Source organism: Streptomyces sp. NPDC021224, from assembly GCF_044332905.1.
Taxonomy (GTDB): Bacteria; Actinomycetota; Actinomycetes; order Streptomycetales; family Streptomycetaceae; genus Actinacidiphila.
On record NZ_JBIRPW010000013.1, the window covers coordinates 101247 to 121432 of the forward strand.

At 74.1% G+C, this 20186-nt stretch carries 16 protein-coding genes; 9 read left to right on the plus strand and 7 right to left on the minus strand.

Annotated features, from left to right (window positions below):
• Positions 1 to 3 precede the first annotated feature (3 nt).
• Positions 4 to 1302 (minus strand): ABC transporter substrate-binding protein, encoded by a 1299-nt coding sequence (locus ACH4PY_RS27580; protein WP_398188444.1) that lies wholly within the window; start codon positions 1300 to 1302, stop codon positions 4 to 6.
• Between the two features lie 142 nt (positions 1303 to 1444).
• Between ACH4PY_RS27580 and ACH4PY_RS27585 the strand changes: the two genes are divergently transcribed.
• From ACH4PY_RS27585 to ACH4PY_RS27595, 3 genes are all read left to right on the plus strand, one after another.
• Positions 1445 to 2467: a LacI family DNA-binding transcriptional regulator gene (locus ACH4PY_RS27585; RefSeq protein WP_398188447.1), complete on the plus strand. Its 1023-nt coding sequence runs from the start codon at positions 1445 to 1447 to the stop codon at positions 2465 to 2467.
• A 60-nt stretch (positions 2468 to 2527) separates the two neighbouring features.
• A complete protein-coding gene (locus tag ACH4PY_RS27590) occupies positions 2528 to 3715 on the plus strand; it encodes a PP2C family protein-serine/threonine phosphatase (RefSeq protein WP_398188450.1) in 1188 nt (395 codons plus the stop codon).
• A 356-nt stretch (positions 3716 to 4071) separates the two neighbouring features.
• Positions 4072 to 5364 (plus strand): chloride channel protein, encoded by a 1293-nt coding sequence (locus ACH4PY_RS27595; RefSeq protein ID WP_398188453.1) that lies wholly within the window; start codon positions 4072 to 4074, stop codon positions 5362 to 5364.
• Between the two features lie 9 nt (positions 5365 to 5373).
• On the opposite strand, the gene ACH4PY_RS27600 is transcribed toward ACH4PY_RS27595, so the two are convergent.
• Complete coding sequence (locus ACH4PY_RS27600; protein WP_398188456.1) at positions 5374 to 6093, minus strand: response regulator; 720 nt, start codon at positions 6091 to 6093, stop codon at positions 5374 to 5376.
• Positions 6090 to 7301 carry a sensor histidine kinase gene (locus tag ACH4PY_RS27605; protein WP_398188459.1) on the minus strand — a complete coding sequence of 404 codons (1212 nt, stop codon included), beginning with the start codon at positions 7299 to 7301 and terminating at the stop codon, positions 6090 to 6092. Before ACH4PY_RS27605 ends, ACH4PY_RS27600 begins: the two co-directional genes overlap by 4 nt.
• Positions 7302 to 7469: 168 nt before the next feature.
• Between ACH4PY_RS27605 and ACH4PY_RS27610 the strand changes: the two genes are divergently transcribed.
• Genes ACH4PY_RS27610 through ACH4PY_RS27620 form a run of 3 tightly spaced genes read left to right on the plus strand, consistent with a single transcriptional unit; the run spans position 7470 to position 10770 of the window.
• The gene (locus ACH4PY_RS27610; RefSeq protein WP_398188462.1) at positions 7470 to 8390 is read left to right on the plus strand and encodes an ABC transporter ATP-binding protein; all 921 of its coding nucleotides are present in this window, start codon (positions 7470 to 7472) and stop codon (positions 8388 to 8390) included.
• Positions 8387 to 9997, plus strand: coding sequence for an ABC transporter permease subunit (locus ACH4PY_RS27615; RefSeq protein WP_398188465.1), 1611 nt, complete (start codon positions 8387 to 8389; stop codon positions 9995 to 9997). Before ACH4PY_RS27610 ends, ACH4PY_RS27615 begins: the two co-directional genes overlap by 4 nt.
• Entirely contained in the window at positions 9994 to 10770 is a 777-nt protein-coding gene (locus ACH4PY_RS27620; RefSeq protein WP_398188468.1) for an ABC transporter permease, read from the plus strand. The genes ACH4PY_RS27615 and ACH4PY_RS27620 overlap by 4 nt, the downstream gene beginning before the upstream one ends.
• 84 nt (positions 10771 to 10854) lie before the next feature.
• Here ACH4PY_RS27620 and ACH4PY_RS27625 read toward each other — a convergent pair whose 3' ends face one another.
• The 3 genes from ACH4PY_RS27625 to ACH4PY_RS27635 are packed head-to-tail and all read right to left on the minus strand — an operon-like array spanning position 10855 to position 14326.
• Entirely contained in the window at positions 10855 to 11211 is a 357-nt protein-coding gene (locus ACH4PY_RS27625) for a UBP-type zinc finger domain-containing protein (protein ID WP_398188471.1), read from the minus strand.
• Positions 11208 to 12653, minus strand: a complete 1446-nt coding sequence (locus ACH4PY_RS27630; RefSeq protein WP_398188474.1) for an ATP-binding protein — start codon at positions 12651 to 12653, stop codon at positions 11208 to 11210. Before ACH4PY_RS27630 ends, ACH4PY_RS27625 begins: the two co-directional genes overlap by 4 nt.
• The gene (locus tag ACH4PY_RS27635) at positions 12650 to 14326 is read right to left on the minus strand and encodes an FAD-dependent oxidoreductase (protein WP_398188476.1); all 1677 of its coding nucleotides are present in this window, start codon (positions 14324 to 14326) and stop codon (positions 12650 to 12652) included. Before ACH4PY_RS27635 ends, ACH4PY_RS27630 begins: the two co-directional genes overlap by 4 nt.
• A 158-nt stretch (positions 14327 to 14484) precedes the next feature.
• Between ACH4PY_RS27635 and ACH4PY_RS27640 the strand changes: the two genes are divergently transcribed.
• The 3 genes from ACH4PY_RS27640 to ACH4PY_RS27650 all read left to right on the plus strand — a co-directional run bounded on the left by ACH4PY_RS27640 (position 14485) and on the right by ACH4PY_RS27650 (position 17030).
• Entirely contained in the window at positions 14485 to 14949 is a 465-nt protein-coding gene (locus ACH4PY_RS27640) for a hypothetical protein (RefSeq protein WP_398188478.1), read from the plus strand.
• Positions 14950 to 15024: 75 nt separating this feature from the next.
• The gene (locus ACH4PY_RS27645) at positions 15025 to 15987 is read left to right on the plus strand and encodes an SDR family NAD(P)-dependent oxidoreductase (RefSeq protein WP_398188481.1); all 963 of its coding nucleotides are present in this window, start codon (positions 15025 to 15027) and stop codon (positions 15985 to 15987) included.
• Positions 15988 to 16166: 179 nt separating this feature from the next.
• Positions 16167 to 17030 carry a DMT family transporter gene (locus ACH4PY_RS27650; RefSeq protein ID WP_398188622.1) on the plus strand — a complete coding sequence of 288 codons (864 nt, stop codon included), beginning with the start codon at positions 16167 to 16169 and terminating at the stop codon, positions 17028 to 17030.
• Positions 17031 to 17090: 60 nt separating this feature from the next.
• On the opposite strand, the gene ACH4PY_RS27655 is transcribed toward ACH4PY_RS27650, so the two are convergent.
• Positions 17091 to 20141: an alpha-mannosidase gene (locus tag ACH4PY_RS27655; protein ID WP_398188484.1), complete on the minus strand. Its 3051-nt coding sequence runs from the start codon at positions 20139 to 20141 to the stop codon at positions 17091 to 17093.
• Positions 20142 to 20186: the final 45 nt, after the last annotated feature.

Sequence of the window (20186 nt, forward strand, 5' to 3'; positions counted from 1 at the left end):
GGTTCAGGACGTGGGCAGGGCCTGCATGGCCTTGATGAAGCCGTCGGCGTCGAGCTTGCCGTCGAAGAACTGCTGGACGGCGGTGTGCATCGCGTTGCTGGCCGACTGCGGGTAGGCCTGGTCCCACGAGAGCTGGAACGAGGGTGCGGCCTTCACCAGGTCGTACTGGAACTTCGCGTAGGCCGGGTCGGCGGCCTGGTCCAGGAAGTTCGTGGTGTTGGTGGTGGTCGGCAGGTTGCCGATCGCCACGTGGGCCTTCACGAACTCGTCGCTGTACTGCAGCTTCAGGAACTGCGCGATGGCGTCCGGGTACTTGGTCTTCTTCAGGACCGAGTAGTAGTTGTTCGTGTTGCCCACGATGTCGGTCTGGTCGCCCTTGCCGTCCGAGACGGTCGGGAAGGTGCTGTATCCCAGGTCGGCCTTCGCGAAGTCAGGGTTGTCCTGCTGCTGCTGCGAGTAGTACCAGGAGCCCATGAGCTCGAAGGCGGCCTTGCCCTGCGCGACGAGCGCGACCGAACCGCCGTCGGTGTACTTGACCGAGTCGTAGTTGGTGCCGAAGGCGCCCGCGTCGATCAGTTCCTTGAGCTTGCCCAGCGCGGCACGGCTCTCGGGGGTGTCCCAGGCGGACTTGTCGCCGCCGAGGGCCTTGTCGAACAGGCTCGGGCCGGCCATGCGGTCGTACATGTACTCGTACCACATGAGGGTCGGCCACTGGTCGCCGCCGCCGAGGGCGATCGGGGTGACGTGCTTGGCCTTGAGGACCTTGACCGCGTTCAGCAGGTCGTCCCAGGTCTTCGGCGCGCTCAGGCCGTTGTCGCTCAGGACCTTCTTGTTGTTGAAGAGCATGACCGGCTGGGTGCCGCGCATCGGGACGCCGTAGGACTTGCCGTCGACCACGGCGCCGTTGAAGACCGAGGGCAGGAAGTTGGACTTCAGGCCCGGGTCCTTGGCGATCATGTCGTCGAGCGGCAGGAGGAGGCCGGCCTTGACGAAGGGCGCGATGCTGCCGCCGCCCCAGTTGAAGAAGACGTCGGGCGCCTGCTTGGTGTTGATGATCGTCTGAAGCTTGGTCTGGTAGTCCGCGCCAGGGATCGTCTGAAGCTTCGCCTTGACCTTCGAGGTCTTGTTGAAGGTGTCGACGATCTGCTTCTCGACCTTGTTGCTCGCGTCACCGTAGACGAGCACCGTGAAGCTGCCAGAGCCGCTGCTGCTGGAGCTGCCACCGCCGCACGCGGCCAGCGTCAGCCCGAGGGCGAGTACCACGCTGCCGGCCACAGCACGGGGAAGCCATCTCTTCTTCATCGTCCAGCCTTTCGAAATGTTTCGGCATCCTCGCCGAAAATTGCTGCGCGATGTGACGCTAAGGTGCGGCTGCGAAACGGTCAACCCTCGGGCTCCGGGTTATCAAAGCGTTACGCGCAGATGTGTCGTACGCTGCGCTCTTATGGATGAAGAGGTGGACGAGAGTCGGGTCACGCTCGCCCAGGTCGCCGAAACTGCCGGGGTCTCCGTCTCGACAGTTTCGAAAGTGCTGAACGGGCGTCAGGACGTCTCGGCGCTGACGAGGTTGAAAGTTGAACGACTCCTGGAGCTGCACGGATACCGCCGGACGACCCGCGGCGGCTCCGAGGCGCCCCTGATCGAGATCGTCTTCCACGAGCTGGACGCCATCTGGGCCATGGAGCTGATCCTGGGCGTCGAGAAGGTCGCCAAGGAGATCGGCGGCAGCGTGGTGCTCACCGAGAGCGGCACCCGCCACTCGCCGGACAACGAGTGGATCGAGGGGGTCCTGCGGCGCCGCCCGATGGGCGTCATCCTGGTCTTCTCCGCGCTGCCCCACGAGTTCAAGCAGCAGCTCAGGAGCCGTTCGATCCCTTTTGTGATCATCGATCCGGCCGGCGACCCGGAGCCCGACGTGCCCTCGGTGGGGTCGGCGAACTGGTCCGGCGGCCTCGCCGCGACCCGGCATCTGATCGAACTCGGACACCGCCGTGTCGGGATAATCACAGGTCCCGAGGACATGATGTGCTCGCTCGCCCGGCTGGACGGCTTCCGCTCGGCCATGACGACCGCGGGTCTCGACATCGACCCCGAACTCATCGCCTTCGGTGACTTCCACGTCGAGGGCGGCTACGAGCAGGCGATGCGGATGCTGGGCCGCCCCGACCGGCCCACGGCGATCTTCGCCGGCAGCGACCTGCAGGCCATCGGCGTCCTGGAGGCGGCGGGCGTGCACGGACTGCGCACCCCCGCCGACCTCTCGGTGGTCGGCTACGACGACGTCGCCGTGGCCCAGTGGTCCCGCCCGGCCCTGACCACCGTCCGGCAGCCGCTGCGGCGGATGGCCGAGGAGGCCTCGCGGATGATGCTGCGGCTGCGGGCGGCGCCCGGCACCACCTCCACCACCCGTATGGAGCTCGCCACCAGCCTGGTCATCCGGCGCAGCACCGCCCCGCCGTCCGCCTGATCGCCAGGTCACCCACCCGGGGGCGGATGACCTGGGGCTTTCAGCGGTATTTTTGGACATATGACCCGGAACGGTGCGTCCGGTGACGCGCACCTGCCGAGGGTCGCCTATTCGACGACGGCCCGGCTGGTCGCGGCGCTGCTGCTGCTCGCGCTGCTGCTGGTCCTCGACGTCTCGGGCGGGACGCGGATCCGCATCGGCGGGCTCATGGTGGGGGTGCCCGCCCTGTCGGCGGTCTTCCTCGGCCCGTGGGCCGTCCTGCTGCTGGTGGCCGCCACCTTCCCGTGCCTGGCGATCGCCGCCTGGAACAACGGCCAGCTCGACGCGGTGAACTTCCCCGTCGTCATGGCCACCACCACCCTCATCGGCGGCGCGTCGGTACTGGCCGCGGCCGTACGGCAGCGCCGCGAACGCGAGCTGGCGCAGGTCAGATGGGTCGCCGCCGTCACCCAGCGGGCTCTGCTGCGCCCGCTGCCGACCCGGCTCGGCCCGCTCGCCATCGCCTCCACCTACCTCGCCGCCGACCGCGAGGCGGCCATCGGCGGCGACCTCTACGCCGCCGCGGACCTCGGCGGCGGCCGTATCCGCGTGATGGTCGGCGACGTCCAGGGCAAGGGCATGGCCGCCGTCGAGGTCACCGGCATGCTGCTGGCCGCCTTCCGCCGCACCGCCCGGCACCGCACCCCGCTGCGGGCGCTGCCTGCCGCGCTCGACGAGAGCCTGCGCGACGACCTCACCGATGCCCCGGAACTCCCCCCGGCACCGCCGCCGCCCCCGACCCCCCAGACACCCTTCGGGCCCGCGTCCGAGCCCGCCGCGGCCCCGTCGGCAGGCGCCCTGGAGCGCTTCGTCACCGCCGTGATGGTCGACGTCGCGCCCGGCGGGGAGTGCATCAGCATCGCGAACTGCGGCCACCCGCCGCCGATCCTGCTGCACGACGGCGAGGTCCTGCCGCTGGAGTCCGCGCACCCCGCGGTGCCGCTGGGCCTCGGCGACCTCACCCCGGAGACCCAGCACCTGGACACGTACGACCTCGCGGTCGGCGACGTGCTGCTGCTCTACACCGACGGCGTCATCGAGGCCAGGGACTGCGACGGCACCTTCTACCCGCTGGCCGACCGGCTCGCCGACTGGCGCGACCTCGCCCCCGCCGACCTGGTCAACGCCCTCACCGCCGACCTCGCCCGGCACGTCGGCAGCCGCCTCGGCGACGACGTCGCGGTGGTGGCCCTGCAACGGACCGCGTGACGGCCCGCGGACCACGCGCCCCGGCCCCGCGGCCCCGCGGCTCCCCTCCCCGCGCAGACGTACCGCCGCCCACCGGGCGGTTTTCGGCCGGGCCGCAGCGCGCCACGGGCGGTGGCCGGCGAAGCCGCGGTTAGTGTGCGCTGACCGCCGGGCGGGGGCGTCCCACCCCGCCGCGCGGCCCGTCCGAACCGTGCCCGCGGTCCGTCCCGTTCGTATACGGTCCGGGCGCCCGCGGGCGCCGAGCCAGGAGGCGACCCATCAGCGAGCAGACCCCGGCCGCCCCGGCCCCCGCCCCCGGCGCCCCGGCCGGGGGAGCCCCCGGCAGCCAGCCGAAGGAGGCCGACGCGCTGCGGGACATGCTGCGCCGGCCGCAGTACCGGCGGGCGCTGGTCTTCAGCGGGGTGATCGGCATCCCGGTGTCGCTCGTCGCCTTCTGGTTCCTGGCCGCGCTGCACGAGCTCCAGCACCTGATCTGGACACAGTGGCCGCACGACCTCGGGTACGACCGCGCCCCGTGGTGGTGGTCGCTGGCCGGGGCGGTCGTGGCGGGCGCGGGCACCGCCCTGGTGGTGCTGCGCTTCCCCGGCCGCGGCGGGCACGTCCCGGTGGCCGGCCTGCACTCCGGCAGCTCCACCCCGGCGTCGCTGCCGGGCGTCGTGCTCGCCGCGCTGTGCTGTCTGCCCTTCGGCGTCGTGCTCGGGCCCGAGGCACCGCTCATCGCGCTCGGCGGCGGCCTGGCGCTGCTCTTCCGGGACCTGGCCCGCGCCCCCGCGACGGAGGCGAGCACCGCGCTGGTCGGCGCGGCCGGCGCCGCCGCGGCCATCGCCGCGATCTTCGGCAACCCGCTGGTGGCCGCCGTGATGCTGATGGAGGTCGCCGGGGTCGGCGGGCCCCGGCTCTTCGCCGTCATGCTGCCCGCGCTGCTGTCCAGCGGTGTCGGCGCGATCGTCTTCACCGGCTTCGGCCACTGGACCGGGCTGAAGACCGGCAGCCTGGAGATCGGCCTGCCCGCGCCGCCGCTGCTGGACGCCGGAGACGTGGTGTGGTCGGTGCTGATGGCCGCGCTCATCGCGGTGGTGATCCACTACGTCATGCTCGCCGGGCGCCGCACCGCGATCCTGGTCGTCGCCCACCCGCTGCGCAACACGCTGCTGGCCGCGCTCGCCATGGGGTGCTGCGCCGCGGCGTACACCGGCATCACCGGCCGGTCGCCGACCGACGTGGCGCTGTCCGGGCAGTCCACGCTGCCGGACCTGGCGGCGCACCCGCACGCGTGGTCGGTGGGCGCGCTGGTCGCGGTGCTGGTCTTCAAATCGGCCGGTTACGCGATCAGCCTCGGCAGCCTGCGCGGCGGGCCGATCTTCCCGTCGCTCTTCCTCGGCGCGGCCTTCGGGGTGCTGCTCGCGCCCCTGCCCGGCTTCGGCGTCGTGCCCGCTACCGCGGCGGGCATGGCCGCCGCGGCGGCGGCGGCCATGCGGCTGCCGGTGAGCACGGTGGTGCTGGTGGCGCTGCTGCTGGGGTACACCGGCTCGCTGCCGGTGGTGGTGCTGGCGGCCGTGACCGCCTTCGTGATCATCGAACTGCTCCCCGAGGGCCCGCCCGTCCCGCCCTTCCGCGACCGGTCCGGGCCGGGGCCGGACCCCGGCTGAGCGGGGGTCTCACCGGCCCGACGGCGTGACCAGCCCCGTCTCGTACGCCATGACGACGGCCTGGGTGCGGTCGCGCAGCCCGAGCTTGGCCAGGATGCGGCTCACATGCGTCTTCACGGTCTCCTCCGTGACCGTCAGCTGCGCGGCCAGCTCCGCGTTGGACAGGCCCTGCGCCACCAGCTGCAGCACCTGCGTCTCGCGCGGGGTGAGCGCGGCCAGCTCGGAGGACGGCCGGGCGGCGGGGGAGCCGGGCGAGTCGGGGGAGCCGGGTGCGGCGGCCGGGCGGAGCCGGGCGAACTCGGCGATCAGCCGCCGCGTCACGCCCGGCGCGAGCAGCGCCTCGCCCGCCGCGACGACCCGCACCGCCTCGAAGAGACGCTCCGCCGTGACGTCCTTGAGCAGGAAGCCGCTCGCCCCGGCGCACAGCGCGTCGTACACGTACGCGTCCAGGTCGAACGTCGTCAGCACGAGCACCCGCGGCGCGGCGCCCTCCACGGCCGTCAGCCGCCGGGTCGCCTCGATGCCGTCGAGCACCGGCATCCGGATGTCCATCAGCACGACGTCGGGCGCCAGCTCCGCGCACGCGGCCACCGCCTCGGCCCCGTCGCACGCGGTGCCGACGACGGTGAAGTCCCGCTGGGTGTCCAGCAGCGCCGCGAAGCCCGTCCGCACCACCTGGTGGTCGTCCGCGACGAGGACCCGCACCGGCGGCGGGGGAGCGGCGCTCACCGCAGCACCTCCGCGGCCACCGGCAGCGAGGCCTCCACCACGAAGCCGCCGCCCGGCGCCCGCCCGCAGCTCAGCGTGCCGCCCGCCGCGGCCGCGCGCTCCCGCATCCCGGGCAGCCCGTGCCCGCCGGGCCCCTCGGCGCCGCCCGGCGCGGGCCGCGGCCCCGGCCCGTTGTCGCGCACCCGCAGCCGCAACGCGTCCTCCCCGTAGTGCAGTTCCACGTCCACCGCGGCGCCCCGGGCGTGCCGGCGCACGTTGGTGAGCGCTTCCTGGACGATACGGAAGGCCGCCAGCTCCACCCCCGGGTCCAGCGCCGCCGCCGGGCCGGACACGATGAGCCGCACACCGGCGCCCGAGGCGCCCCGGGCCTCGTCGACCAGCTCGGTGAGCTGCTGGAGGCCCGGTTGCGGACGGCGCTCGGCGGTGTCCACCTCGGCGTCCTGCCGCAGCACCCCGAGCAGCCGGCGCATCTCGGTCAGCCCGGCGCGCGCGGTGTCGCCGATGTCCGACAGCCGCTGCGCGCCCGCGGGCGGCATCCCGGGTGTGGTCAGCCGCGCGGTCTCGGCCTGGACCGCGATCATCGAGATGTGGTGCGCCACCACGTCGTGCAACTCCCGGGCTATTCGGGCCCGTTCGCCGCGCGCGGTGTGCTCCAGCAGGCTGCGCGCGGTGATCTGCCGGGCCGCGCTGTGCACCCTGGCCTCGGCGCGTGCCGCCCGTGCGGCCCCGGCCCACGCGGCGCCCGGCGCGGCGGACGCGGCCAGCAGCGCCAGCACCCGCGCCTCCCCCGCGAGCCGCGGGTCGCACAGCGCGACCACCGGCAGGAGCACGGCCAGCCCCACCGCGAGGCCCACCCGGGCGCCGCCCCCGGCCTGCGCCCCTGCGGCGAGCCGGTGCAGGGCGAGCGGCACCGCCACCGCCCCGGCGGCCGTGAAGGTGCCGAACGCGGTGAGGGACAGCACCGCGGCGGCCGCCGCCACGACCGCGGCGGGCGGCGCGGACAGGAACACCGGCGGCACCGTCGTCGCGAGCGCCAGCAGCGCCACCACCAGCAGCGCGAACGCCGGGGAGCGCCCGTGACCGCCCGTCACCGCGACCCGCACCGCCGCCTCCGCGACCGCGGCAGCGGCGAGCAGCGCCGCCAGGACCGCCGGAGCCCGTGGCGACGCCGCGAACTCCCCGACCCACGTGGTGTCTTTCGGCCTCACACCGGCATTCTCCCCGCAAGTCCGCACCCGGCGCGTCCTCCTGGCCAGGGACTCCGCCGTACATCTCAGGGGGGACACCACCCGTCCGGCGTACCACCGCGACGGTACGCCGAGGACCGCTCCGCCGCGTGACGCGCCGCGGCCCGCGGCTGCCTAGCCTCGTCCGTCATGGAAGCAACCATCGAAGTCCGCGAACTGCACAAGCGGTTCGGGGCGGCACCGGCACTGGACGGGATGACGTTCACCGTCGCCCCCGGGCGGATCACCGGCTTCGTCGGGCCCAACGGCGCGGGCAAGTCCACCACCATGCGCGTGGTCCTCGGCCTGGACGCCGCCGACTCCGGCACCGCCCTGGTCGCCGGCCGCCCCTACCGCGAGCTGCGCAACCCCCTCGCCCACGTCGGATCGCTGCTCGACGCGGGCGCGCTCCAGCCCAGCCGCAGCGCCCGCGGGCACCTGCTGTGGCTCGCGCACTCGCAGGGTCTGCCCGCGCGCCGCGTCGACGAGGTCATCGCCCTGGCGGGCCTGGAACAGGTGGCCCGCCGCAAGGCCGGGGGCTTCTCGCTGGGCATGCGCCAGCGGCTCGGCATCGCCGCCGCGCTGCTCGGCGATCCGCCGGTGCTCGTCATGGACGAGCCCTTCAACGGCATGGACCCCGAAGGCATCGTGTGGATGCGCGGCCTGCTGCGCGCGCTCGCCGCCGAGGGCCGTGCGGTGCTGGTGTCCAGCCATCTGATGAGCGAACTCCAGGACACCGCCCACCACCTGGTGGTCGTCGGCCGCGGCCGGGTCATAGCCGACACCGGGGTCGCCGAACTGATCGCGGCGGCCTCCGGCGACCGGGTCGGGCTGCGCACCAACGAACGCGTCCGCGCCATGACCCTGCTCGCGCAGGCCGGCGCCACCGTCGCGGCGACCGGCGGCGACACGCTCACCGTCGCCGGTCTGGCCGCCGAGCAGGTCACCGCGCTGCTCGGACGGGCCGGCCTGCCCTTCTCCGAAGTGAGCGCGCACCGTGCCACGCTGGAGGAGGCGTACATGGAACTGACCCGCGACGCCGTGGAGTTCCGGTCCGGAGGTGCGCTGTGACCGCCCCCGCGCCCGTGACCACCACCCCGTACCGCTCCCCGCAGGCCCCCGGCCGGGACGGCTTCCTGCGGCTGCTGCACGCGGAGTTCACCAAATTCCGCACGGTACGCGGCTGGGTCGCCGGTCTCGTCACCGCCGCCGTCGTCACCGTCGCCGTGGGCCTGCTCGGCGCGGCGGGCAGCAGCATCGTCTGCAACGGCCCCGACGGCGGCGCGTGCGACCACACCGCGCTCACCGGTCCCGGCGGTGTCGAGGTCCGCGACGCCCTGACCTTCGTGCACCGCCCGCTGACCGGCGACGGCTCGGTCACCGCCCGGATCACCTCGCTCACCGGCCAGTACGCGCCCGAGGGCCACGCCGGACCGGGAAGCGGCGGCGGTGGGCTCGCCTCGGGCGTGCAGCCCTGGGCCAAGGCCGGGGTCATCGTCAAGGACGGTACGAAGCCGGGCTCGGCGTACGCGGCCGTCGCGCTCACCGGCGCGCACGGCGTGCGCATGCAGTACGACTTCACCCACGACACGGCGGGCCTGCCCGGCAAGGTCACCGCGGACTCCCCGCGGTGGCTGCGGCTGACCCGCAGCGGCGGCACCCTCACCGGCTACGACTCCACCGACGGCATCCACTGGACGCGGATCGGCACGGCCCGCCCGGCCGGGCTCCCGGCCACCGTGCAGATCGGGCTCTTCACCACCTCGCCCGAGTACGTCGTCACCAGCCGCTCGCTGAACGGCAGTTCGGTGGACGGCGGCCCCAGCACCGCGACCGCCTCCTTCGACTCGGTCACCGTGCGGGGCGCCGCGGGCGGTGACCGGACCGGCGCGTGGACCGGCGACACCGTCGGCGCAGACGGCGGTCCCGACAAGAACCCCGACCTGGGCTACCGGCAGTCCGGCGGCACCTACACGCTCACCGGCAGCGGGGACGTGGCCCCGCTGGTGCACGGCCGCGACGAGCCCGGCAAGTCCGTCGAGGACAGCCTCATCGGTGCCTTCGCCGGGCTGGTCGTGGTGACGGTCGTGGCCGCGATGTCGGTCACCGCCGAATACCGCCGCGGGCTGATCCGCACCACCTTCGCCGCCGCGCCCCGGCGCGGCCGGGTACTCGCGGCCAAGGCCGCCGTCGTCGGCGGGCTGTGCTTCGTCACCGGGCTGGTCGCCGCGCTGGTGGCGGTGCCGCTCGTCGGGGCGGTCGAGAAGCACAAGCACTTCGCCCTCCACCACCTGTCGGCCGGGACCGAGCTGCGGATCGTCCTCGGCACCGCGGGGCTCTTCGCCGTCACCGGCGTCCTGGCGCTCGCCGTCGGCACGCTGCTGCGGCGCAGCGCGGGCGCGGTCACCGCGGTCGTGGTCGCCATCGTGGTGCCCTACATCCTCGCGGTCTCCGGGATGCTGCCCACCGGCCCGTCCCGCTGGCTCACCCGCGTCACCCCGGCCGCGGCCTTCGCCGTCCAGCAGAGCGCCCACCAGTACGCGCAGGTGACCGCGGACTACTCGCCCGGAGACGGGTACTTCCCGCTCGCCCCCTGGGCCGGATTCGCCGTGCTGTGCGGTTACGCCGCCGTCGCGACCGGCCTCGCCGCCGTACGGCTGCGGCGGAGGGACGCGTGAGCGCGCTCTCGCAGGCGGTGCGCGCCGAGTGGACGAAGGTCCGTACGCTGCCGGGCCTGCTGTGGCTGGCGGCCGCGGTCGCGGTCGGCACGGTGGCCGTGGGCGTGGCGAGCGCGGCGGCGGTGCACTGCGGGGCCGCGCCCGGCGCGGTGTGCGGGCAGGACCCGGCGAAGGTCGGCCTGGCCGGCGTGCAGGCCGGCCAGGCCGGGGTCGCGGTGCTCGCCGTGCTGCTCATCGGAGCGGAGTACGGCACCGGGATGATCCGGGTGACCCTGGCGGCGGTGCCGCGCCGGGGCACGGTCCTCACGGCGAAGGCGGCGGTGCTCGGCGGCATCGTGCTCGCCGCCGGGACCGTCGCCGTGGGCGGCTCGCTGCTCGCGGCCCTGCTCATCCTGCCCGGACACGGCTTCACCGGCTTCTCGGCCGCGCACGGCCCGGTGCTCAGGGCCGCCGCCGGGTCGGTCGCGTACCTGGTGCTGGTCGCCCTGCTCGCGCTGGGTGTGGCCACCGCGGTACGCGACTCCGCGGCCGCGGTGGGCGCCGTGCTCGGGCTGCTCTACCTCTTCCCGATCATCGCGTCCGTGGTGTCGGACCCGGTGTGGTACGAGCGGCTCCAGCGGGTGGGGCCGATGACGGCCGGGCTCGCGGTCCAGTCCACGCTCCCCGGAGCCCGGGACCCGATCGGCCCCTACGCCGGGCTCGGCGTCCTCGCGGCCTGGGCCGCGGCGGGGCTGGCCGCCGGGGCGGTGTCCCTCAAGGGACGCGACGCCTGACCGGCGGCCCCGCTTGTCGAGCTGGTCCCCGCGCCCCTCGGCGCCCGTCCGCCGGGCGCGGCACCCGTACCGCCGGGGAAGGCCTCAGTGCAGCTGCGAGCGCCAGCCTTCCGGGACGCGCCCGGCGGGGCCGGGGGTGGGCTGGGCGGTGGGGTGGCTCTGGGGCGGGGCCAGGTCGGGGCCGTCCTCGACGTAGCTCTCAGTGCGGTAGTTCCAGAACCAGTCCTCGCCCGGCTCGTACGAGCGGATGACGTCGTGGCCCGTGGCCGCCGCGTGCGCGCTCGCGTGCTGCGCCGGGGAGCTGTCGCAGCAGCCGACGTGGCCGCAGGACGCGCACCTGCGCAGGTGCAGCCACCAGCCGCCGGTCTGGTCGCATTCCGCGCAGCCGTCGCCGCTCGGCGGGACCGACGGGTCGATGCCCGGGGTGGGTGGGGTGGTCATGAGGCGGCCTCCTCGGCGTCGGGGGACTGGGCGGTGAGCGGCAGCCGGACCCGGAAGCGGGTGTTGCCCGGTTCCGACTCGACGTCCAGGTCACCGTGGTGCTTGTTGACCACGATCCGCCAGGAGATGTCGAGCCCGAGCCCGGTGCCCTGGCCCACCGGCTTGGTTGTGAAGAACGGCTCGAAGATCCGCTGCCGGATCTCCGCCGGGACCCCCGGACCGGTGTCCAGGAAGTCCACCACCAGCCTGCCGTGGTCGCGCGAGGTGCGCACGGTGAGCGTGCCCGAGCCGTCCATCGCGGAGACCGCGTTGTCGATCAGATTCGTCCAGACCTGGTTGAGCTCACCGGGGTAGGCGGGGATCCGCGGCAGCGAGTGGTCGAACTCCCGCACCACCCGCACCTCGGGCCCGATCTTCCCGGCGAGCATCTGGAGCGTGCTGTCCAGCAGCTCGTGGATGTCGACCACCTGGAAGGGCGCCCGGTCCAGCTGCGAGTACTGCCGGGCGGCGTTGACCAGGCCCGACACCCGGGTCGTGGAGTCCTCGATCTCGTTCATGAGCAGCTCGGTCTCGACGGTGTAGTTGAGCCACCGCACCGCGCTCTCCAGCAGCTCGGCGTCCACCGCCGCCGCGACCTGCTCCAGCCACTCCTCGTCGAGCCCGGCCTGGACGAAGACCGGGGCGAGGTCCCAGCCGCCGCGGATGCCGTGCGCGTCCAGCCAGTCGGCGACCGCGTCCTCCTGGTCGGAGGTCTCCAGCGGGCTCAGCTCCTGGGCCTTGGCGATCCGCTCGACGGCCCGCTCCTGCACCTGGATCAGCGTCTCCAGGTCGGACTGCCGGTAGGGGCCGCCGGCCAGGACCTTCAGCTTGCTGCGCATCCCGGCCACCCGGTCGCGCAGCGCGGAGGTGGCGCGCAGTGCGGCGGCGGCCGGGTTGTTCAGCTCGTGCGTCAGACCGGCCGACAGCGAGCCCAGCGCGAGCAGCCGCTCGCGCTGGCTGACGACCTGCTGGAAGGTCTGGTTGCCGAAGAACAGACCCTCCAGCAGGTGCACCGCCATCGGGAACCACTCGCGGACGATGCCCGCGAACTCGTCGGCGGCCAGCACGAAGAAGCGGGACGGCTGGGTCACCCGCAGCGAGTTGGTGTAGAGCTGCGGCACCCGGTCGCCCAGGTAGGCCTGGAAGGCGCCCGCGTAGACACCGCGCATCGAGGTGCGGTTGACCTCCACGTCGTCCGTGCCGACCCGCCGCGAGGTCACCACCGTGCCCTCCAGCAGCACGTAGAAGCACGTGGCCGGGTCGCCCTCGGCGTAGACCGGGCCGGGCTCGACGGATTCGATACGGCCCGACGCGCACAGCCGGTCCAGCTGCTCGTCCGACAGGTGCTCGAAGAGGAAGAGCGAGCGCAGCTCCTCCGGGTTGCACGGCAGCGTCGCGGTCACAGCCCCTCCAGGTAGCGGTGTACGAGCATGACGGCCATCGCGCCCTCGCCGACCGCGGACGCGACGCGCTTGGCGGACTCCGCCCGGACGTCGCCCGCCGCGAAGACCCCCGGCACGCTGGTCTCCAGGTGGTACGGGGGCCGGTCCGGCTCCCACCCGGCCGGGCGCTCGCCCTCGGCGGCGAGGTCCGGGCCGGTGAGCACGAAGCCGTGGCCGTCCCGGCGGACGATGCCGTCCAGCCAGTCCGTGCGCGGCGCCGCACCGATGAAGACGAACAACCGCTGGGCGTCGACCATTTCCGTGCCACCGGTCGCGGTGTCGCGCAGCGTCAGGCCCTCCAGGTGGTCCTCGCCGTGCGCGGCCTCCACCACGGTGCCGGTGCGCACCGAGATGGTGGGGATCGCGGCGATCTGCTGGATCAGGTAGTGCGACATGGACGCCTCCAGCGAGGGCCCGCGCACCAGCAGCGTCACCGACTTCGCACCGCGCGAGAGGTAGACGGCGGCCTGTCCCGCGGAGTTCGCGCCGCCGACGATGTAGACGTCCTGGTCCTCGCAGCCCGCGGCCTCGGTCAGCGCCGAGCCGTAGTAGACCCCGCGGCCGGTCAGGTCGGCGACGCCGGGCACGTCCAGCATCCGGTAGGCCACCCCGGTGGTGAGGATGACGCTCTGCGCGGAGACCGCGGAGCCGTCGGCGAACCGCACCGTGCGCGTCGGCCCGCTCACCTCCAGGCCGGTGACCTCGCACGCGGTCAGCAGCTCGGCCCCGAAGCGGGTGGCCTGGCGACGGGCCCGGTCGGTGAGCTGGGCGCCGGAGACACCGTCGGGGAAGCCCAGGTAGTTCTCGATCCTGGCGCTCTGCCCGGCCTGCCCGCCCGTCGCGGTGCGCTCCACCAGCACCGTGTTCAGGCCCTCCGAGGCCCCGTAGACCGCCGCGCCCAGGCCCGCGGGCCCGGCGCCGATCACCACCAGGTCGTAGAACTCCTCGGCGGGCGTCGTCGCGAGCCCCACCTGCGAGGCGAGGTCCTGGTCCGAGGGCTCGACCAGCACGTCGCCGCCCGGGGCGATGACCAGCGGCAGCCGCATGCCGTCGTGCCCCGCGGCGTCCAGCAGCCGCCGCCCCTCGGCCTGGTCGGACTGGTACCAGCGGTACGGGATCTGGTTGCGGGCCAGGAACTCACGCACCCCGGAGGAGCGCGCCGACCAGCGGTGGCCGATCACCTTGGTCTCCGGCACCGGGCGGTGGTCGGAGGTCAGCCAGCTCTCCAGCAGGTCGTCGACCACCGGGTAGAGCTTCTCCTCCGGCGGGTCCCACGGCTTGAGCAGGTAGTGGTCCAGGTCGACGACGTTGATCGCGTCGATCGCCGCGCCCGTGTCGGCGTAGGCGGTGAGCAGGATCCGCCGGGCGCCGGGGTAGACGTCCATGGCCTGTTCGAGGAACTCGATGCCGTTCATGTGCGGCATGCGGTAGTCCGCGAGGATGACCGCGACGAGGTCGCCGCGCAGCTTCATCTGCCGCAGCGCGTCCAGCGCCGAGTCGCCGGACTCGGCGCGCACCACCCGGTAGCGCTCGCCGTAGCGCCGCCGGAGGTCACGGGCTACCGCCCGGGAGACCCCCGGATCGTCGTCGACGGTCAGCAGTACGGATCGGCGTGTGCTCTCCGCTGTTGTCATGGGCATCCCCGTCCCCGTCCGCGGCCTGCGCGTTTTCCTCCGCGCGGGTCCGCCGTTCAGCCTAGTGTGATCATCGGCCCCTCGCAGTCCGTGGCTTTCCGGCATGCGCGGTGATCGCGGAGCGCGTAATCTTCTCCGCCTGACGTCTGGGGGACGCGATGCGGGTGGGGAGCGCGGCGGCAGCCGCGGTGGCGGTGCTGTGCGCCGCGGTCACGGCGGCGGACGGCGCGAGCGCGCTGAGCGGCGGGCCGCCGCTGACGAAGGACGAGGTGCGGGCGGAGATCGACACCGCGCTCGGCCGGGCGGGCATCCACGACGACGAGACGGTACGGCTCGTCGTCATGTTCGCCGAGTCCTGGAGCCGGCACGTGCCGCCGCCGGAATGCCTCCTCGACGACCACCAGCCGCTGCCGGCCTCGGCCGCGCAGACGGACCGGTTGCTGGCAGCGCTGGGCCGGGCCGGCTGGCGGCGCTCGGAGCCGTCGGCCACCGTCGGCGACGGCACCATCGTCAACACCTCCCTGCACCGGGGCGGCTGGCGCCTGACGGTCTCGCGGGCCGTGGTGCCCGGCATGGAAGGCCCCGGCCAGGTGACCGTCGGCGCCTTCCGGCCGGACTGCTGAGCCGTACGGGTCCGCGCGCCGCGCCGGACCGCCGGGCTTGCGCTATAGCGCACTCCAGCTCCTAGCCTCGACGGCATGACTACACCGCAGAAACCGATCGGCTCGGGCTTCGGCGCCCACAGCACCGCGGACGAGGTCCTGGAGGGCATCGACCTGACCGGCAAGCTCGCCCTGGTCACCGGCGGCTACTCCGGTATCGGCCTGGAGACCACCCGTTCGCTCGTCAAGGCCGGTGCGAACGTCCTGGTGCCCGCGCGCCGCCCGGAGACCGCCCGCGAGGCGCTCTCCGGCCTGCCGGGCGTGGAGATCGACGAGCTGGACCTCGCCGACCTCGACAGCGTCCGCGCCTTCGCGGACCGCTTCCTGGCCACCGGCCGCGACCTCGACATCGTCATCGACAGCGCCGCCGTCATGGCCTGCCCGGAGACCCGGGTCGGCCCCGGCTGGGAGGCGCAGTTCGCCACCAACCACCTCGGCCACTTCGCCCTGGTCAACCTGCTGTGGCCGGCCATCGAGCGGGCCCGCGGCCGGGTCGTCGCGGTCTCCTCGGGCGGCCACCACAACTCGCCGATCCGCTGGGACGACCTCTGGTTCGAGGAGGGATACGACAAGTGGGAGGCCTACGGGCAGGCCAAGACCGCCAACGTGCTCTTCGCCGTGCAGCTCGACGCGCTGGCCCGCGACCGCGGTGTGCGCGCCTTCGCCCTGCACCCCGGCGGCATCCTCACCCCGCTCCAGCGCCACCTGGAGAAGTCCGAGATGATCGAGCGCGGCTGGATCGACGAGGACGGCAAGGTGCTCAACCCGGGCATGTTCAAGTCCCCCCAGGAGGGCGCGGCCACCCAGGTGTGGGCGGCCACGTCGCCCCAGCTCGACGGCCTCGGCGGGGTCTACCTGGAGGACTGCGACATCGCCGTGCCCGCCACCGGGGGCGGCCCGCGCTCCGGTGTCCGCGACTACGCCGTCGATCCCGAGCAGGCCGCCCGGCTGTGGGCGCTGTCCGCCGAGCTGACCGGCGTGGACGCCTTCGCCGCCTGACGCGTCCCGCCCGGCCCGCCCCGGCCGCGCCGAACGGGTGAAGGACCCGCCCGTCGGCCCGGCCGGTGGCGGCGGCGGGCGCCCGCGCGCTGGATGCTGGGGCCGACAGACGTCCGCGCCCGCGGGCGCTCCCGGGCGGTGCCCCCGCGCCGGGCCCCCGACGCCACCGGAGGCCGACCCTGCTGGTGCTCTGCGTGCTCTTCGCGCTCATCGGGGCGGCCAGCAACGCCACCGGGACGGTCTTCCAGCGCAAGGCCGCGCTGGCGGTCCCGGCCGGGGACGCGCTCAAACCGCGGCTGATGATGGACCTGGTACGGCAGCCCGTGTGGCTGCTGGGCATCGGCGGCGTGGTCGGGGCCGCGCTCTTCCAGGCGCTCGCCCTGGTCGCGGGCCCGCTCGCGCTCGCGCAGCCGGTCTTCATCCTGGAGCTGCCCTTCGCCCTGCTGATCGCGCTGCCCGTGCTGAACCGCACACTGCCCCGGGCCGGGTGGATCTCGGTGGCCTGCATGGTCGCCGGGCTCGTGATCGCGCTCGCGAGCGCCGCGCCGGACGGCGGGCGCCCGCAGGCCTCGATGGCCCGCTGGATCCCGGCCCTGGCGCTGTGCCTGGCGGCGATGGGCTGCGCCGTCACGGCCGCACGGCACCGGCGCTCCGGCGCCGCGCGGGCCGCGCTGCTCGGCTCGGCCGCCGCGGTCGGCAACGCGCTGACGGCCGCGCTCATGAAGTCGGCGGCCAACGCCTTCTCCGACGACGGATTCGGCGCCTTCCTGACGTCGTGGCAGACCTACGGCTTCGCGGTGTGCGGGGTGGCCGCGGTCTTCCTGCTGGAGAACGCGCTGCAGGCCGGGTCCATCGCGGCCTCGCAGCCCGCGCTGACGCTCGGCGACGCGACCGTGAGCCTGCTGCTGGGGATCCTGGTCTACGCCGAGCACATCCGCACCGGCTGGTGGATCCTGCCCGAGCTGGCCGGGGTCGCGCTGGTCACCGCCGGGACCCTGCACCTGTCCCGGGGGGTCCCGCTGACGGGGGAGCTGAACACCTGACGGCCGGTGGCCCGCGGGCGGCGCCGGGCCCCCTCCGCCCGGCGCCGCCCGCGACCGGTCTCAGGGCCGGCGCACCGTCAGGCGCAGCGTGACGATCTGGAAGGGCCGCAGCCGCAGCCGCACCCCCGACCCGGCGACCTCGTAACTGCCGTCGTCCGGCAGCGGCCGCTCCAGCAGGTCGGTCACCACCGCGGAGCCGAGCGCGAACGACGGTGTGAGCAGCGCGGCCACCCGGCGCCCGCGCGCCTCGTAGAGGCGTACGACCACGTCCCCCGACCCGTCGTCGGCGAGCTTGACCGCGGAGACCACCACGCCCTCCTCGTCGAGGGCGACCAGCGGCGCCACCACCGCGCTGCCCGGCACCGCGCGCTCGGGCAGGTTCAGGTGGTAGCCCTCGCGTACCGCGTCACCCGGCTCCACGCCCACCACCAGGGCGTACCGCAGGGTGTGGACGCCCTGGTCGGCGTCCGGGTCGGGGAAGCGGGCGGCGCGCAGCAGGGTGAGCCGTACGGTGGTGGTCGTGCCGCCGTCGGGGCGTACGTCGCGGGTGACGTCGTGGCCGTAGGTGGAGTCGTTGACCAGCGCCGCGCCCCAGCCGGGCTCGCCGACGTGCAGGTAGCGGTGCGCGCACACCTCGAACTTCGCCGCGTCCCAGCTGGTGTTGACGTGCGTGGGCCGGTCCACCTGGCCGAAGGGGATCTCCGCGGTCGAGTGCGCGGCCCGCACGTCCAGCGGGAAGGCCGCCTTGAGCACCTTCTCCCGCTCCCGCCAGTCCACCGTCGTCGCCACGTCCAGCCGCCGCGCGCCCCGCTCCAGCGTCAGCAGCTGCTCGATCCGCGACGCGCCGAACGTGCGGACCACCCGCACCCCGCCGTCCACCACCGCGACCTCGTCGGCCCCGGTCAGGTCGTGCACGGTGTTGCGGTAGAAGGCGTCCAGGTCCCAGGCGTCCCAGCGGTTGGGGAAGTCCTGGTGCAGCTGGAGCAGGTTGGCGGGCGCGCCCGGGGCCAGCGCCTCCCGGCCGGCGGCGATGTCGTAGGCCGAGGTGACCAGGCCGCGGGCGTCGACCGTGATCCGGACCAGGCCGTTGTCCAGGACGAAGCCGTCGCCGTCCGCGACCGGCGGAGTGCGTCCGGGCGGCGCGGACCGGGGCGCCGCGCCCAGTGCGGGCACACCGCCCCGGGCGTGCGGGGCGGCGTTGAAGACGACCTCGCCGCCCTCGTCCGGCCCGGCCAGCGCCGTCAGCGACCGTCCGATCAGCTCCTCCAGCGCGGCCGTGACCTCCCGGTGCGTCTGCTCGGCCTCCCGGTGCACCCACGCGATCGAGGTGCCCGGCAGGATGTCGTGGAACTGGTGCAGCAGCAGCGTCTTCCACAGCCCGTCCAGCTCCCGGTGCGGGTACGGGGCCCCGGTGCGCACCGCGGCCGTCGCGGCCCACAGCTCCGCCTCACGCAGCAGGTGCTCGTTGCGCCGGTTGCCCTGCTTGGTGGCGAGCTGGCTGGTCAGCGTGCCGCGGTGGAACTCCAGATACAGCTCGCCCACCCACACCGGCGCGTCCGTGTGCTCCGCGAAGGCCTTCGCGAAGAAGTCCGCCGGCGCCTCGACCGCCACCCGCGGTGAGCCCTCCAGGTCCGCCAGCCGGTCGGCGCGCGCCATCATCTCCCGGGTCGGCCCGCCGCCGCCGTCCCCGTAGCCGAACGGGACGAGCGAGCGGTCGGTGTGCGCCTTCTCCTGGAAGTTGCGCTCGCTGCGCGCCACCTCGGCGCCCGACAGGTCGCTGTTGTAGGTGTCGACGGGGGGAAAGTGGCTGAAGATGCGGGTGCCGTCGATGCCTTCCCACCAGAAGGTGTGGTGGGGGAAGACATTGGTGGTGTTCCAGGAGATCTTCTGGGTGAGGAACCAGCGCACTCCGGCGAGCTTCATGAGCTGGGGGAGGGCCGCGTTGTAGCCGAAGGTGTCCGGCAGCCACATCTCCTCGGTCTCGACGCCGAACTCCTCCAGGTAGAAGCGTTTGCCGTGGACGAACTGGCGCACCAGCGACTCGCCGCCGGTGATGTTGGTGTCCGGTTCCACCCACAGGCTGCCGACCGGCAGGAACTGCCCGGACTTCGCCTTCTCCTTCGCCCGCGCGAAGACGTCCGGCCGGTGTTCCTTGAGCCAGGCGAGCTGCTGGGCCTGCGACATCACGAAGCGGAAGCCCGGGTGGTCGTCCATCAGCTGCGTGACGTTGGAGACCGTACGGGCCACCTTGCGGACCGTCTCCCGCAGCGGCCACAGCCACGCGGAGTCGATGTGGCTGTGCCCGACCGCCGAGATGCGGTGCGTGGCCGGGCCCGCGGGCGACGCCAGCGCCGGGGCCAGTACCGCCCGCGCCGCGGCAGCCGTGCCGGAGACGTCCTGGAGGTCGATCGCGTCCAGCGCCCGCTCCACCGTGCGCAGCACCTGCCAGCGCCGGGTCGCCTGCTCCGGCAGCTCGGCCGCGAGCTGGCCCAGCACCTCCAGGTCGTGCACCAGCTCGAAGACCTCGCGGTCGAAGACCGCCAGATCCGCCCGGCGCAGCTGGTAGAGCGGCTCGCCCGCCGGGCCGTCCGCGCCGCTCAGCCACGGGGCCCTGGCGCCGACCTGCGTCGGGTGGAAGGTCAGCAGCTCGGGCCCGGACTGCATCACCAGCGGGTTGGCGGCGGCCTCGATGTAGTAGGCCACCTGCTCGCCGCCCTCCGCGGCCGCCGCGACCGGGACATGGCTGTTGCGCGGGTTGAGCGCCTTGACCGCGGTGCCGTCCGCGCGGTGCACCAGGCCCTCGGCGGAGAATCCCGGGTCGGCGAAGCCGAAGCCGAGGTCGACCACGGCCTCCACCGGCAGCCCCGCCCACTCCTGCGGGATCCGGCCGCTGACGCGGAACCAGCTGGTCGACCAGGCGGGTCCCCAGCGGTCGCCGACCCGCGCGGGCGCGTAGTCGGCGGCGAGGCCCTCGGCGACCGTGACGGGTTCACCGGGTACGTGCCACACCTCGACGCTCAGCGGCACGGACCGGGCGTGCACCGCGGGCCGCAGCCGCTGGCCCAGCACGCGGTCCAGCCGCTGCTCGATGATGGCGGGGTCGGAATGCATGGCGGAGCCTTCCCGTGCGTCGGGCGGTTGGGAGGTCGTACGGGC